Source organism: Paenibacillus sp. GQ49 (assembly GCF_059759055.1).
On the sequence record NZ_JCAXEL010000021.1, the window covers coordinates 78,226 to 92,345 of the forward strand.

Consider the following 14,120-nt stretch of genomic DNA (forward strand, 5'->3'; position numbering starts at 1 on the left):
CATGTGGAACTGGATCGTTGCCATCTTATCTGACCCCAATACACGTTGGATATTGCTTGGCTGTCTGTTGTTAGGATTCAGTAGCGGAATTATTGGCTCCTTCACCTTTCTTCGTAAACAGAGCCTGATGGGGGACACCCTTGCTCATGCTGCTCTGCCTGGGATCTGTATTGCATTTATGTTGACGGAAACGAAGTCGGTTGGATTATTCCTGTTTGGTGCTCTGGTGGCCGGCATTGTCGCTACCTTCGGAATCTCGTGGATTACGCGCTACTCCCGAATCAAGCAGGATGCGGCGATGGGAATTGTGCTGACCGTATTTTTCGGGGTTGGCGTAGTCATGCTTACGCGCATTCAGCATGGGGCGAGTGGAAGCCAAAGCGGACTCGATAAATATTTGTTTGGACAGGCGGCATCCATGGTCATGACGGATGTCTATGTCATGGGTGGCGTATGCCTCGTATTACTGATTGCCTGTCTTGCCTGGTTCAAGGAATTTAAGCTGGTGAGTTTTGACCCGGGTTTTGCACGAGGCATGGGTCTGCCAGTTGCCATGCTGGAGCAGCTCATTCTGCTCTTGACTGTGATCGCGGTGGTTGCCGGGATTCAGGCGGTGGGTGTGGTGCTTGTCGCGGCCCTGCTGGTGACTCCGGCTGCAGCGGCACGCTGCTGGACCGACTCCCTTGCATTCATGGTATTATTGGCAGGCATATTTGGTGCATTGAGCGGAGCGACGGGTACCATCTTCAGCACGCTCGTGCCCAATCTGCCGACAGGACCTGTAACGGTTCTTGCGGCTACGGTGCTGTTTGCCGGATCAGCCTTGCTCGCCCCACGTCGTGGATTGTTAGCCCGACGGTTGCGTAGTATTCAGGCAAAGTCCGCATATATGCGTGAAGAGCGAGCTACACTCCAGACTCTCGCCGCACAGCGAAATCAGCAGGAACGGGGGGAGATGTAATGGCAACGTTTTGGATTATCTTGACGGCCGTTTTGGTATCTTCTGCTTGCGCCATCCTCGGTTGTTTTCTGATTCTGCGGCGAATGGCTCTGGTCGGTGATGCGATCAGCCATGCGGTTCTGCCCGGTATTGCGATTGCTTTCCTGTGGAGCGGTTCCAGAGATTCATTGTGGATGCTGCTCGGCGCAACGGTGTTTGGATTACTGACGGTGTTCTTCATACAGAGTTTGCAGGCAGGTGGACTGTCGTCTGATGCCTCGATCGGAATTGTGTTCACAGCACTTTTCGCAGTAGGGGTCATTCTGATTAGTTTGAACGCCCAGCATATTGATCTGGATCTGGACTGTGTCTTGTTTGGTGAGATCGCTTATGTACAGTGGGATACGTTAACCCTTGGAGGTACGGATGTCGGTCCGAGGGCAGTCTGGATGCTGGGTATCACTTTGCTAGTCATCCTCGTCGTTATTGGGCTGTTCTACAAACAGTTCAAGCTGTGTGCCTTCGATCCGGCGCTGGCTGCGGCCTGCGGCATTCCAGTAGTGCTGTTCCACTATCTGCTCATGGGACTTGTTTCGATGACGTCCGTAGCTTCATTTGAAAGTGTTGGTTCGATTCTCGTGGTGGGCATGCTGATCGTACCAGCGGCGACGGCTTACCTGCTCACAGATCGTCTGGGCAAAATGATTCTGTATGCCGTCCTGATCGGAGCAGCATCCTCGGTTGGAGGTTATATCATGGCATATGCCCTGGATGCTTCCATTGCGGGCTGCATGGTAGCTGTTGCTGGAATTTTATTTGTTCTCGCACTGTTGCTGTCACCGAAACATGGCATTGTATTCCGTTACGCTCGTCGCAAATTCGCGGCACGTTAATTCGTAGAGATTGTTAGCCGCCTGCTTTCCAGGCGGTTTTTTATGATTGGAATGTGAACTAAGAAAAATTCAATAGCAGCCCCTCCTGCTGGAGTGAGCTGCTATTGGGATGCCTAAAGGTGGCAACGAGGTAGATGAATATAACAATCCTTACGGTTTCAAAGGCACCCGATGAACCCCTTGGCTTCCTCCCGGTGCGGTTCCGAGATACACATATTTCCCTTGGTTTACGGCCGTGGTGATGCCATACAATGTTCCTTCTGGATCATGCCAACTACGAATAAGCTCTCCTTCTGGTCCATATTCTGCAACAAGTCCGTGTTTCACTGGGGCACTGGCTCCATTTAACAAGGACTGTGGAACTTTGGACATCGTCGCTGCTAACCAAGGGTGACTATGCATGTAATCGGCAAAAGACAGACGGGTTGTGAATACCCCTACCCAGAAGTGTCCCTCTGCGTCACGGGTGATATTGTCCGGAAACCCAGCCAGATTCTCCGCAAAAATATCAGAGGTGCCTTGTTTGGGACCCTTCAACCAGTACCTGGTCAACTGGTAATGATACGATTCTGCGACTAGCACGAAGTCTTCTTCGGCAGACAGTACCACCCCATTGGCAAAATATAAATCCTTAAGCAGAACGGTCGTCTGCTTGGTCAGTGGATCATATTTCAACAATCGTCCATGCGGTTTATTCTCGGCAATTTCTTTGAACATGACTTTGCCATAGTTAGAGGTATCGGAGAAATAAATCGATCCGTCTTGCGCGATGTCCAGTTCGTTCGCCAGGTAGATCGGCCCCCCATCTACTTCAGTGGTTAGTACTTCGATGTTTCCGTTCGGGTCAATGGACAGGAGCCCTTTCTGAATATCCGCCACAATCAAATTTCCGGCAGCATCAAATTTTAGGCCGTTAGGTGTTCCATGGGTATCAGCGAATACCTCTGCTGGCTGTGCCTTGTCTTCGGCGTCAAAGGTTACTCTGTAGATTTTGCCGTCGGAGTCACCCGTATACAGTCGCCCTTCTTTGTCAAAAGTGATAAATTCCGGGAACTTCGCGCGGTCGGTAACCAATTCAGCGGAGCTAAGTTTGTTGTTCTCTTTCCAGGGACCCTCCTTCTCAAAAGAAGGAGCAGCAGGTGCAGACCAAACAACGGGTTCTACCGGGGCGGGCATTAGCAGGAATACAACGATTCCCAGCACAATTACCCCTAGCAGAGTCAGGCTCCATTTACGAATTTGTTGACAAGTGGAGCGTTTGCGTTGTTTTTGTTCTGTTGACATATTAATCCTCCTAAATACACTGTTTCTTTTTGGAAACAACGTTACCGAAACTCCAAAAAAATATAAAATGAACTTAAGACCATTATCGGTAACACTGTTTCCTATAAGAATCATAGTAACCAAAAGAAAATGATTGTGTCAAATTCTTTTTTTTATCATGATGACTTCATTGACAACTTTTCTGCTAATGGTTAGAATGCCTGTTAGAAGTCGGAAACTTTGTTTCCGGTCAGAAACGTGATAACTAAATGAAGGTGATCCTTATCAGTAACGAAGACAAACCCTCACCATCCAAGGGGCGGGCATTAAAAACATATCAGCAAGCTCGCCTGCAAAACACGGAAAATCTCCGTAAGCTTGTGGTTGATGTGGCTGCAACCATTTTGCAGGAAGAAGGGCCGGAGGCTGTTACTGTACGCAGAGTATCGCAAAAGATGGGCTGCTCCACCAAGATCATTTACAGTTTGTTTGTCAATAAAGAGGGCCTGGCCCAGCAGTTGTATCTGGAGGGCTGCAAATTGCTCGCCAAGCGTTTGGAAGAAGTGCCGCCGTCCTCTGACTTCTTGCAGCACTTACTGGATTTGGGGGAAGCCTTCTGGCAGTTTGCGCAGGATTATAGCAGCTACTATAAGCTGATGTTCGGAGGGGCTTTTGCCGAGTTCAAGCCGGATGCAGAGAGTATGCAGGGAACGATGACTGCCATACACCGCTTGCTGATTCTAATTAGCACTGCCCAGAAGCAAGGACAGATTTCGGACCAGGAAGAGACCGAAACTCTTGTTAGTACTATATGGGCATCGCTGCACGGTGTAATCCACCTGCATATGGGCGGGTTCCTTGGTGATGTAAAGTCAGCCCAGACCGTATATAAACAAACCATGAATTTGATGTCCCAATCCTTGTTTGCAGTATCCAAGCCAGACAGAGGAGCGGACAGGGGATAATTGGATTTAATCTTGGCTACGGGTTAGGCAGGGAAATAGGCAGATTGACTAAGGTTAAGCTAAAAGCGGTTCATCTGTAGGAGATGGATCGTTTTTTTATTTAGGAAATTATATATTACATAAAATGTAATAACTTCGAAGTGTAATCCTGAGCGGGTTATTTTGTTGCAGGTCGACGATCTGTGGTAAAATGTCGTTAGCTGTGACGTCCGGAGCGTCCGATTTTGCGGATGCCGGGCGATCTTGTTGTGAGTTTAAAATTATATAAAGAGAACCATTAAGTTGAACTGGAGAACCATTGTGGAACGTAGAGGGCAGAAAGGATCTAGAGAAGGGAAATTTGTTTATGAATTTCCTTCTTGATAGTAGGTGTTATGAGCTCTAAATACAAAGGTGATGTAGTGAAGGGGGCGGAATCGATCTGAAGAAGCGATAGCGTTCGCCTTTGTCTCCGAATTTCTAACCTTTAAGAAGAGAGAATCTAGAAAATTCGGAGACAACAGCGATCGGAAGACGATCCGTACACGTAACGGTTACCTCGTATAATCTCAATACACTAAAGAAAAAGGTAATTCTGAAACAAAGATACTACGACTCGAAAGGTTTTTTGCCCGCTTAGTGCCTGAATGGATATCCATGAGTTCAATTTGGAGAGAGACAACCTAGGAGGAACTACTGTATGAGTGAATTGAAATACAAATTGCTTGCATTGGATATGGATGGAACATTGCTTAACGATAATCATGAAATTACACAGGAGACCGCCAAGTGGATTCAGATTGCCATTCGTCGGGGTGTACATGTGTGCCTTTCTACGGGAAGAGCCGTATTCCATGCGATGCCTTATGCGGTCCAGCTTGGGCTGGAGACACCGATGGTAACCGTTAACGGTAGTGAAGTCTGGAAAGCACCGCATGATCTGCATATGCGTCATCTGATGGACCCGGCATTGATTCGTAAAATGCAGGAAATCGGTGAGAAATATAACAGCTGGTACTGGGCATACTCCGTGGAAGAGCTGTTCAACCGTGACCGTTGGACGGACAATATTGAAGGTCTGGAATGGTTGAAATTCGGCTTTAATACCGAAGTGGATGAAGCTCGTCACCAGATTATGATGGAACTGCAACAAATGGGTGGTCTGCAGATGACGAATTCTTCACCTGTTAATATCGAGATCAACCCTGCTGGAATATCCAAAGCCAGTGGTGTAGCTGAGGTTTGCAAACTGCTGGGTATCGAGATGTCCGAAGTTGTTGCTGTCGGAGACAGTCTGAATGATCTGGCTGTCATTGAGGCCGTAGGTCTGGGTGTAGCGATGGGCAATGCGCAAGAGCAGGTGAAGGAAGCGGCTGATCTGATCGTAGCGAGTAACAATGAAGACGGTATTGTCGAAGTGATCCGTGAACATATTTTGAAGGGGGAGTAAGCTTTGCTCGCAACCATTGCCTGGATTTTAATTGTGCTGCTGTTTGCAGTGGGGATGGCTGGAACGGTATATCCCATACTGCCTGGTGCTGTAGCGATTTTCTTCGCGTTTCTGGTCTACGGCTGGTTCTTCAGCTTTGATCCGTTTGGTGTGTGGTTCTGGATCATTCAGATTCTGATTGTTGTTGTGTTGTTTGTGGCTGATTATGTCGTCAGCGCATGGGGTGTGAAGAAGTTTGGTGGCTCCAAGTTATCAACCACGCTGAGTACCATTGGTGTTATCATTGGCCCATTTGTCATTCCGGCATTTGGACTGGTGCTGGGACCATTTATCGGTGCTTTTATCGGGGAACTGATCGGAGGGTCTTCACCTTCCAAAGCGTCGAAAGTTGGATTTGGTTCCGTCGTGGGGCTGTTTACGAGTACTGTGATGAAAATTATTTTGCAAATCGTCATGATTGTTCTGTTTATTATCTGGGTGGTAAGATTCGCCTAAACGTTCAGGATTAGCTTCAACGGGATGCACGTCCGGTGTGGAGGAAAGAAGGGGAATTCGTTTGTCTAAGAAAGAAACATTCATTAGGGGTACGCTCATTTTGGCGGCCGCTGCCCTGATCGCAAGAGTACTTGGATTGGTTCAACGGGTGCCGCTGGAGCATATCCTTGGAGATGTCGGTAACGCATCGTTTACGATCTCCAATACGGTATATTTAATGCTGTTAACTGTAGCAACGGCGGGCATACCGAGTACACTTAGTAAAATGGTATCGGAACGCTATGCGCTCGGACGCGCGGGTGAAGCTCAACAGATCTACCGTGCAGCCCTGATCTTTGCGGCTGTTGCCGGGGTAGTCATGTCTGCTTTGTTGTGGTTCGCGGCACCTTATTATGCTACGTATGTCTCCAAAGTACCGGAGTCAGTCAGCGCCATTCGTGCCTTGGCTCCAGCCTTGCTGCTGTTCCCGGCCATTGCGATGATGCGTGGATATTTCCAGGGACGCGGCAACATGACAGCAGGTGGAATTTCACAGATTGTGGAACAGTTCGCCCGTGTAGGTACAGCCATTATCGTGGCTTATGTCATGCTGCAATGGAATTATGATGACCAGACGATTGCTGCGGGTGCCTCATTTGGTGGGGTATTAGGAAGTGTGGGTGCCTTCGGTGTCATGCTGTACTTCACCTTGAAGCTGCGTCGTAGCGACCGTGCGGCCCAATTGAATTACGAGCGTGCAGAACAGTTACCGATGCGAGGTATCTACAGTGATATCTTCAAGCTGTCTATTCCAATTGTGCTATCCTCACTTGCGGTTCCAGCCATTAACTTTATCGATTCATCCCTTGTGGTTCCACTGCTTAGTGGCCAGATCGGACTCGATGAAGCGACTGGTGTACTTGCGATTCTGGGTGCGAAAGCCCAAAGTATTGCGGGTATTCCTCCGATTCTGGCGATCGCTTTGAGTCAATCGTTGGTGCCTGTCATATCGGCAGCATTTGCCCGCAAGGATGAAGCGCATCTGAAGAGTCAGGTTACACTTGCGTTGCGTATTTCGATTCTGACAGGTATGCCGATTGTCATTGCACTTTGTGCGGCAGCATATTCGGTCAACGGATTGCTGTTTAGCAATCTGGATGGAACACCGATCATTGCCTTGCTGACATTTGGTACCATTTTCCAGATTACGATGATGACCACCAACTCCATTTTACTAGGGGTAGGGAAACCAAGGATTACGATGATCAGTGTCGCAGCAGGTGTTGTGATCAAATTGATTGCAAGTCTTATTCTGGCGCCGATCTTTGGCATTTACGGCATCATCATTGCAACGGCCCTTTGTTTCCTGGTTATCACATACCTGAATCTGCGGGTCCTTCGCAAAATCGTTGATTTCTCCATCATGGGAGAGCGTTGGAAAGGGTTTATCATTACAGTGTTGCTTGCAGCAGGTGTAGGATTTGCAGCGAACTGGATTGGCAATACGATCTTTGGACTCTTCCTGCCAGCACGCATATCCTTCTTGCTTACCTGCCTTGTGGTTGGTGTGCTTGTTGTTGTGGTGTATCTGGTTCTCATGGTTGTGCTGCGTGTACTGCGCAAGGACGAGCTGGGCAGTTACCCTCGTATTCTGCAAAAAATTCTTCGTCCACTTATGCGTCTTCAACGTGAAGCTGGGCAAAGAGCTTAAAAATGCAAGGATCACTATTCATGCTTAATATTTTGTGAAAATAGGATACAAGCTCTGTCTGCTGTTAAGCGGACAGGGCTTTTTTTGTATAGATAAGGAGAGCTGAGCGACTGAACTTTACATTAGTCCAATAAGCGAGGATTAGCGGTACATCGGGGTTCACATCATCCGTCTTTGCCTGCTCTATATGATCTTTAGATTAGTGTGTGATGGCTTTAGCATCATGAGCCAGTGCTGTTTTCAGCATGCCATACCGATGTTCGTGACTCATCTCGAATAGCCATGGCCGACGTGGTGCCGTCAGATAACCGAGACAATCCCGAGTCTGAAGCCAGTCATGTCTGGTGATCGGTTCATAAGGCGTGTCTCCCCATACGGAGAGCAATTCCGGACTATATAATCGTTGCCCTTCTGGAAGCCATTCCTCATCCAGTATCGCCTGAGCGTATAATGTATGTTCACCCGCCTTGTCTTCACGATTGGTAAACAGGCCAGGCCAATATTCAGCGCGCGAGCCACGATGGGGAACCAAACGTGCGAACTCCAACACTTGGGTGTGTACCTGCTCCATGCCAAACAACAGAGCATATAGGCCTTTGCCAAACATGATTCGCTCATCCAACTTGCCAAAATGTTCAATGACGCGTCCTGCGAGTCCTGTTTCTCGTCCAAGAGGAAAGACGATATGATTTAGACCCGCCAAATTATGCAGATGGAATGCTGGTTTGGAAAGTACCTCTTTTTGAAAATAAGGATGTTGCACCACCCGGCTCTCGATATAGTTCTGCTCATTAATAATTAATGCCACACTTAGCAGTGAACTGCATCGTTCCAGCCAAAAGCGTTCCCAAAACGGCGTCATAAACGCCGATACGTGAAAGTGCGACAAGAGATGGAAACAGCTTCGTCCGATGCGACGGCTGTTCATATACAGCAGAAGCTGGGGATATGCATCCTGGAAAATGAGTGCATTGCATCGTTCCAGCAGCCGATACATACGCTCGCGATCGCTTTGATTCTGCAGATTATGCATTAAGTCACTTTGAAGATCTGTCATGTGATATCCACCGTTGCGAGAGACCATATGGGCCAGCAGTGCCCAATGCAGTTCGGGATATTGCTCATAACATTCCAGATAGGCTGCCGTGCGGGTGATATTACTCCGATTGTGCTCCTGGGTCAGTGTCTTAATCTCTTCCAGAATGATGCAATCTTCTTCGCAGACGAGTGCGCTTTGAACCTGGTCCGTGCGTGCAAAAGATTTGTTGCTGGCAGGTAACAAACGCTCCACCTCAGACTGTAAGGCAGCTGCCGTATCTGTATCCCACTCGATGTCACGCAAAGGGTGACGAAGCTGTGCAGAAGCTTGCCATGCAGCCTGTTTGCCACGCCAGATTTCCCGGGCAGCACCCGGAATGGAACGGACCATCTGCAGGAGGGACCCGTGATGTTGTTCGCTGGAAGAATCGGTTCTGGTGGAAGTCATGATGTGACATCCTTTCATGATGTTCTGGGTTTAATTTCACAGACCATGTGGTTTATTCTAAGTATGCGCTGATTATTTGACTTCCACTCGCCAATTTGCTTCACTTAGGGTAAGACAAGGTACAGAAAGGGAGATGAACCGAATGGAACAGATTACTTCCAAACCGGCTTTTGATGTAGCCATCCAATCCCCACGTTTGACGATTGCCGTATTCAAGGCAGACTGGTGTGGTGACTGCAAATACATCGATCCGTTTATGCCTGAGGTTGAAGAGAAATATGTACGTGAACTGACCTTGATTGAGGTTGACGTGGATCAGGTTGGAACCGTTAGTGAAGAGCAGAATATTCTTGGCATTCCAAGCTTTGTGGCGTATACAGATGGCCGCGAACTGGTACGGTATGTGAACAAGCTGCGCAAGTCGAGAGAAGAGATTGAGCAGTTCCTGAATCGCGCAGTTGAGGTGTACAACACGATCCATAAATGATGTTATATAAGTTCAACTAATGAATATTTACACAGACACACAGACACTCCGATGACAGAATAACCTTTTGATCGCTGTTATCCCCAGATTTCTTTGATCCCTTTTAAAAAGGGGAAATCCGGGGATAAAGGCGAACGCTTCGCTTCTTCAGGCTATTTCTGTCCTCTCCGTTATTGTGTAAATGTTTCATCGAACTTATATAAAAGTATGACAGGTTCATGTTGTAAAAGGGTATAATACAAAGAACGCCATTTCTCTTGAAATAGGGAAATGGCGTTTGTGTGTTTAAGACACAATTCAACTGGCATATCCTTCAATTACATAACCCCAATGACCTGCGGGTCATTATTTCACCAGACGTTAACATTTTGTCACAAAGCGCGACGTCAATGAACATTTTATCCGGTATAATGAATTTAGTTGTGAAATAAGTGTCAAAGTACCGAAACAAGCGGAGAATATTCTTCGCCATCTTAAACCAACAGCGGGTGAGAAAAAATTGAAACACTTAACTTTGTTTAAATGGTTAACCGTATTAACCTGTCTTGTCATGTTTCTGGCCACTTTTGGTGGAGGCATTGTAACCAAAACGGAATCGGGCCTTGGCTGCGGAACGGAATGGCCTTTATGTAACGGAAAACTCGTTCCCGCACATACTGTGGCTTCACTCATTGAATATTCCCATCGCGCTGTAAGTGCACTGGCTGGACTGTTGTCCATTGCCTCGTTTGTGGCTTTTCTGCGGTTTGGCAAGTCACGCCGTGACCTGCAATTGTTTTCTTTCTTAACTCTGGTATTTGTTATCGTCCAGGGAATCATGGGGGCTTTTGCCGTCGTCTTCTCCCAATCTTCAGCAGTCATGGCACTGCATTTCGGCTTTGCACTGATTGCTTTTGCCAGTTCCCTAATGATGGCCTTAGGCATAAGGCAGGAGGCCAAAGATGGCGGATTGGAGCGCCTGAATAAATACCCTCGGGTCACTAAAAGATTCAGGAATCTGGTCTGGTTCTCCACCATTTACACATATCTCGTGGTATACACGGGTGCATTTGTGAGCCACACGGATTCTGCAGGCGGATGTTCCGGATTCCCGCTCTGTAACGGGCAGATTATTCCTGAGCTTTCAGGTGGGGTAGCGGTTGCTTTTGCTCACCGTGCAGCAGCTGCGTCGCTCGTGATTGTTATTGCAATTCTGGGTCACTTCGCTTACCGTAATCATCCGGACAACAAGGAAATGCGTACTATTGGTGTGGTATCCGTTGTTCTTATTCTGATGCAAGTAGTCATTGGTATTTTCATGATGGTGACAATGAACCGTCCGGAAGTATACATGTTCGTAGCTCTTGCTCATATGCTGGATATCGCCATATTGTTCGGAGTCTTAACGTATATGAGTTTCCTGGTGTACAAGCTGCATCGCCCGGCTAATCGTTTTTAAATATGAAAGTCCACCATCCAGTGATGTACATCATTGGACAGGTGGACTTTGTTTGATGTCAGGGGGATCAGGGCAACCTATGGCAAGCAGCAATTACACGGAATGAATGATGTGTTACGTTTACGGTGAAGAATTCTTGTTGATTTGGAAAAGAGGAGGTTAGATATGCTGCGAACGTTGTTGGGGGAAAAGCCACGTATAAACGAAGGTAAATTGAAGGCAGCGATGGACGCAATGGCGCATACGCTTGAGCTATTTCAGCGACAAATGCATGTGGACCATGATCCCACGCATGACTATCGGAAGCTGTATGTGTGGACGCAGGGACTCATCTCCTCACTGGATGAACTGGAGCAAAGCTGTTTCGCCGCTGCTCATTTTCGCAAAAAGGTCGTTGCAGGTTCAACGGACGATATGACGCCGACTGAAAAAGCCGAGTATGCCCGATATATTTATTTCTACAAAGATGGTTTTATCCGCTGCTTTGCCATTCTGGATAAAGTGGGCACGGTATTAAATGAAATATTCCAGCTGAATACTTCCAATACCAAAGCGCATTTTTCTTATTTTACGGTGTTAAGGCAGTTCGATTATGCGAGGGAGCATCATGATCTTGCGTTGCAATTAATACAGATCAAGGACTCTTATCGTGAACCGATGAGCAAGCTGCGCAAGCGACGTAATATGGAAATTCACTACATGAACTCAGAAATGCACGATGACCTGTGGCAGTTACACCAGACCTTGCAAGGTAAAGTGAAATTGGAGGATCTGAATCAGCATGTGCAGGAAATGCGTCAGGGCGTGGATATGGTCTGTGAAACGTTAACAGCCTCTTATCGTTATATCAACAAAATATGGAAAAGAAATAATTCCCTTTGACAAATCGGAATACTTGGAATATACTGAGTTTCAATCAGAATGTTACAGTGACAAAGATTGAACTGATATTTCAAAAGTTACGTTCACATTATAAAGCATAAACTACATGAACTTATAAAATCCTACAACAACATATTTCTTATCGAGAGCGGCGGAGGGACAGGCCCGATGAAGCCCGGCAACCGATTTGTAACGACATGATACATGTATCATTCGTTATAGATGTTAGGTGCTAATTCCTACAAAATGGTGCGAGACACGATTTTGGCAGATGAGAAGGTATATTCTTTCACGTGAAGAGCCCTCTTTGTATCTGCAAAGGGCTCTTTTTTTGTACTTTAAGGGGAGTTTTCCTTTAGATCGGGTAAAGATACATGTAGGTGGTTGGAAAGGGGCAAGTGCGATTGATTGAATTAAAAGGTTTAACGAAAACGTACGGCAAAGGGGCAAAATCTACAACAGCGTTGTCCGAGCTGAATTTGAGCATCCAAAAGGGCGAAATCTACGGAGTGATTGGCCATTCCGGAGCGGGCAAAAGCACATTGATTCGCTGTATTAATTTGCTGGAACGGCCTACGGAGGGTGAAGTATGGGTTGACGGAATCAACCTGACTGAACTGAGCAAAACCGAATTGCAGCAACAGAGACGCAAAATCGGGATGATTTTTCAACACTTTAATCTGTTATCCTCGGCAACGGTATATGACAATGTAGCTTTTCCACTAAAACTTGTGAATACACCCAAGGAAGCCATTGATCGCAAAGTGAAGGAAATGCTGGCACTGGTTGGTCTGGAGCACCATAGCAGCAAATATCCGGCTCAATTATCAGGTGGCCAGAAACAACGTGTAGGGATTGCAAGAGCACTTGCAAGTGATCCGAATGTACTTCTCTGTGATGAGGCTACTTCGGCACTTGATCCGCAGACGACAAATTCAATCCTGAAGTTATTACTCGACATTAATGAAAAGTACAACCTCACGATTGTACTGATTACACATGAGATGCATGTCATTCAGAACATCTGTGACAAGGTGGCTGTCATTCATCAAGGTGGCATTGTGGAACAGGGACCTGTAACAGACGTGTTCCTGAAGCCGCAACATGCGATTACGCGGGACTTCATGATGCGTGACCATGAAGCTGGACTTGCTCTGGAAGAGACCGCTCTGGCGAATGCAGGCGTTGAATTGCAGGCAGGTGTTGCTTCCAAACTTGTGAAGATATCTTTTCTGGGTAACAAAACATATGAAGCGATTTTGTCCAGAACGGTACGTAAAACGGGAGTGGATTTTGCCATCCTGCAAGGTACAATCTCTACGATCAAACAGGTTCCTTATGGACAGCTGACCGTTCGGTTCGAGGGTGATTCAAATGCGATTGATCGGACGATATCAGAACTAACCGCTGAGGGACTTGATGTGGAGGTGCTTCGTTAGATGGATTTTTCAACCGTACGTTGGGAAGAGGTTGGTAAAGCTTCCATAGAGACACTGCAAATTTTGGGTGTATCAGGCTTGTTCACCGTAATTTTTGGTTTACCGCTCGGAGTACTGCTGTTCATGACAGCTCGATCTGCTTCGATCAAATCACGGACGGTGTACATTATATTGTCCTTGATTGTGAATATTTTGCGCTCAGTCCCATTTATCATATTGATTGTTGCTCTTATTCCATTCACTCGTTCACTCGTCGGTACAGCTACAGGAGTGTTAGGTGTTATACCACCTTTAGTTATTTCAGCAGCTCCTTACTTTGCTCGATTGGTGGAGACGACATTGCGAGAAGTTGATCGGGGTGTCATTGAAGCGGCACAGTCGATGGGTGCATCGACCGGACAGATTGTAAGACGGGTATTACTGCCTGAAGCGTTACCTGGTTTGGTTGCTGGGATAACCATTACCATCGTTACGCTTGTCTCTTACACGGCGATGGCGGGTATGGTTGGTGGTGGAGGTCTAGGAACGTTGGCAATCAACTATGGGTATTATCGTTATCAAAATGAAATCATGATCATATCCGTAGTGTCGATGATCATTCTAGTGCAAATTCTCCAGATGGCTGGAGATCGCTTGGTTACATTTTTCACCAGGAAATAACACATAGATAACATGATGGTTATGCAATAATGCGGACGCCACATGACAAAAAT

General features: G+C 46.9%; 13 protein-coding genes and 1 riboswitch. Of the genes, 11 read left to right on the top strand and 2 right to left on the bottom strand.

Annotated elements, in window-relative coordinates; translation table 11 throughout:
* Position 1 precedes the first annotated feature (1 nt).
* Together AC6CIF_RS26470 and AC6CIF_RS26475 are read left to right on the top strand one after the other, a co-directional pair.
* Positions 2 to 961 carry a metal ABC transporter permease gene (locus tag AC6CIF_RS26470; RefSeq protein WP_498202146.1) on the top strand — a complete coding sequence of 320 codons (960 nt, stop codon included), beginning with the start codon at positions 2 to 4 and terminating at the stop codon, positions 959 to 961.
* Positions 961 to 1,833, top strand: coding sequence for a metal ABC transporter permease (locus AC6CIF_RS26475; protein WP_047841304.1), 873 nt, complete (start codon positions 961 to 963; stop codon positions 1,831 to 1,833). The genes AC6CIF_RS26470 and AC6CIF_RS26475 overlap by 1 nt, the downstream gene beginning before the upstream one ends.
* Before the next feature lie 150 nt (positions 1,834 to 1,983).
* Here AC6CIF_RS26475 and AC6CIF_RS26480 read toward each other — a convergent pair whose 3' ends face one another.
* A complete protein-coding gene (locus AC6CIF_RS26480) occupies positions 1,984 to 3,117 on the bottom strand; it encodes an SMP-30/gluconolactonase/LRE family protein (protein ID WP_498202147.1) in 1,134 nt (377 codons plus the stop codon).
* A 248-nt stretch (positions 3,118 to 3,365) separates the two neighbouring features.
* Between AC6CIF_RS26480 and AC6CIF_RS26485 the strand changes: the two genes are divergently transcribed.
* The 4 genes from AC6CIF_RS26485 (at position 3,366) to AC6CIF_RS26500 (ending at position 7,675) form a co-directional block, all read left to right on the top strand.
* Complete coding sequence (locus AC6CIF_RS26485) at positions 3,366 to 4,061, top strand: TetR/AcrR family transcriptional regulator (protein ID WP_498202148.1); 696 nt, start codon at positions 3,366 to 3,368, stop codon at positions 4,059 to 4,061.
* A 679-nt stretch (positions 4,062 to 4,740) separates the two neighbouring features.
* The gene (locus tag AC6CIF_RS26490) at positions 4,741 to 5,490 is read left to right on the top strand and encodes a Cof-type HAD-IIB family hydrolase (RefSeq protein WP_076211034.1); all 750 of its coding nucleotides are present in this window, start codon (positions 4,741 to 4,743) and stop codon (positions 5,488 to 5,490) included.
* A 3-nt stretch (positions 5,491 to 5,493) separates the two neighbouring features.
* Positions 5,494 to 5,985: a DUF456 domain-containing protein gene (locus AC6CIF_RS26495; protein WP_036673315.1), complete on the top strand. Its 492-nt coding sequence runs from the start codon at positions 5,494 to 5,496 to the stop codon at positions 5,983 to 5,985.
* A gap of 61 nt (positions 5,986 to 6,046) precedes the next feature.
* Positions 6,047 to 7,675, top strand: coding sequence for a putative polysaccharide biosynthesis protein (locus tag AC6CIF_RS26500; RefSeq protein ID WP_498202149.1), 1,629 nt, complete (start codon positions 6,047 to 6,049; stop codon positions 7,673 to 7,675).
* Between the two features lie 199 nt (positions 7,676 to 7,874).
* On the opposite strand, the gene AC6CIF_RS26505 is transcribed toward AC6CIF_RS26500, so the two are convergent.
* A complete protein-coding gene (locus AC6CIF_RS26505) occupies positions 7,875 to 9,161 on the bottom strand; it encodes a DUF2515 family protein (RefSeq protein WP_498202150.1) in 1,287 nt (428 codons plus the stop codon).
* 142 nt (positions 9,162 to 9,303) lie between these two features.
* On the opposite strand from AC6CIF_RS26505, the gene AC6CIF_RS26510 reads away from it, so the two are divergent.
* The 5 genes from AC6CIF_RS26510 to AC6CIF_RS26530 all read left to right on the top strand — a co-directional run bounded on the left by AC6CIF_RS26510 (position 9,304) and on the right by AC6CIF_RS26530 (position 14,067).
* On the top strand, positions 9,304 to 9,648 hold the full coding sequence (locus tag AC6CIF_RS26510; RefSeq protein WP_498202151.1) for a thioredoxin family protein: 345 nt from the start codon (positions 9,304 to 9,306) through the stop codon (positions 9,646 to 9,648).
* 499 nt (positions 9,649 to 10,147) lie between these two features.
* A complete protein-coding gene (locus AC6CIF_RS26515) occupies positions 10,148 to 11,086 on the top strand; it encodes a COX15/CtaA family protein (protein ID WP_498202152.1) in 939 nt (312 codons plus the stop codon).
* Between the two features lie 165 nt (positions 11,087 to 11,251).
* Positions 11,252 to 11,968, top strand: coding sequence for a Cthe_2314 family HEPN domain-containing protein (locus AC6CIF_RS26520; protein WP_498202153.1), 717 nt, complete (start codon positions 11,252 to 11,254; stop codon positions 11,966 to 11,968).
* A gap of 136 nt (positions 11,969 to 12,104) precedes the next feature.
* Positions 12,105 to 12,246: riboswitch (SAM riboswitch) on the top strand.
* Positions 12,247 to 12,372: 126 nt separating this feature from the next.
* Positions 12,373 to 13,407, top strand: coding sequence for a methionine ABC transporter ATP-binding protein (locus tag AC6CIF_RS26525; RefSeq protein ID WP_339305573.1), 1,035 nt, complete (start codon positions 12,373 to 12,375; stop codon positions 13,405 to 13,407).
* Positions 13,408 to 14,067, top strand: a complete 660-nt coding sequence (locus AC6CIF_RS26530; RefSeq protein WP_047841298.1) for a methionine ABC transporter permease — start codon at positions 13,408 to 13,410, stop codon at positions 14,065 to 14,067.
* Positions 14,068 to 14,120 lie beyond the last annotated feature (53 nt).

Excerpts from the sequence above, each read along its gene's own strand:
- AC6CIF_RS26470 (WP_498202146.1), top strand. The coding sequence starts at position 2 with ATGTGGAACTGGATCGTTGCCATCTTATCTGACCCCAATACACGTTGG.
- AC6CIF_RS26475 (WP_047841304.1), top strand. The coding sequence starts at position 961 with ATGGCAACGTTTTGGATTATCTTGACGGCCGTTTTGGTATCTTCTGCT.
- AC6CIF_RS26480 (WP_498202147.1), bottom strand. The coding sequence starts at position 3,117 with ATGTCAACAGAACAAAAACAACGCAAACGCTCCACTTGTCAACAAATT.
- AC6CIF_RS26485 (WP_498202148.1), top strand. The coding sequence starts at position 3,366 with ATGAAGGTGATCCTTATCAGTAACGAAGACAAACCCTCACCATCCAAG.
- AC6CIF_RS26490 (WP_076211034.1), top strand. The coding sequence starts at position 4,741 with ATGAGTGAATTGAAATACAAATTGCTTGCATTGGATATGGATGGAACA.
- AC6CIF_RS26505 (WP_498202150.1), bottom strand. The coding sequence starts at position 9,161 with ATGACTTCCACCAGAACCGATTCTTCCAGCGAACAACATCACGGGTCC.
- AC6CIF_RS26510 (WP_498202151.1), top strand. The coding sequence starts at position 9,304 with ATGGAACAGATTACTTCCAAACCGGCTTTTGATGTAGCCATCCAATCC.
- AC6CIF_RS26520 (WP_498202153.1), top strand. The coding sequence starts at position 11,252 with ATGCTGCGAACGTTGTTGGGGGAAAAGCCACGTATAAACGAAGGTAAA.
- AC6CIF_RS26530 (WP_047841298.1), top strand. The coding sequence starts at position 13,408 with ATGGATTTTTCAACCGTACGTTGGGAAGAGGTTGGTAAAGCTTCCATA.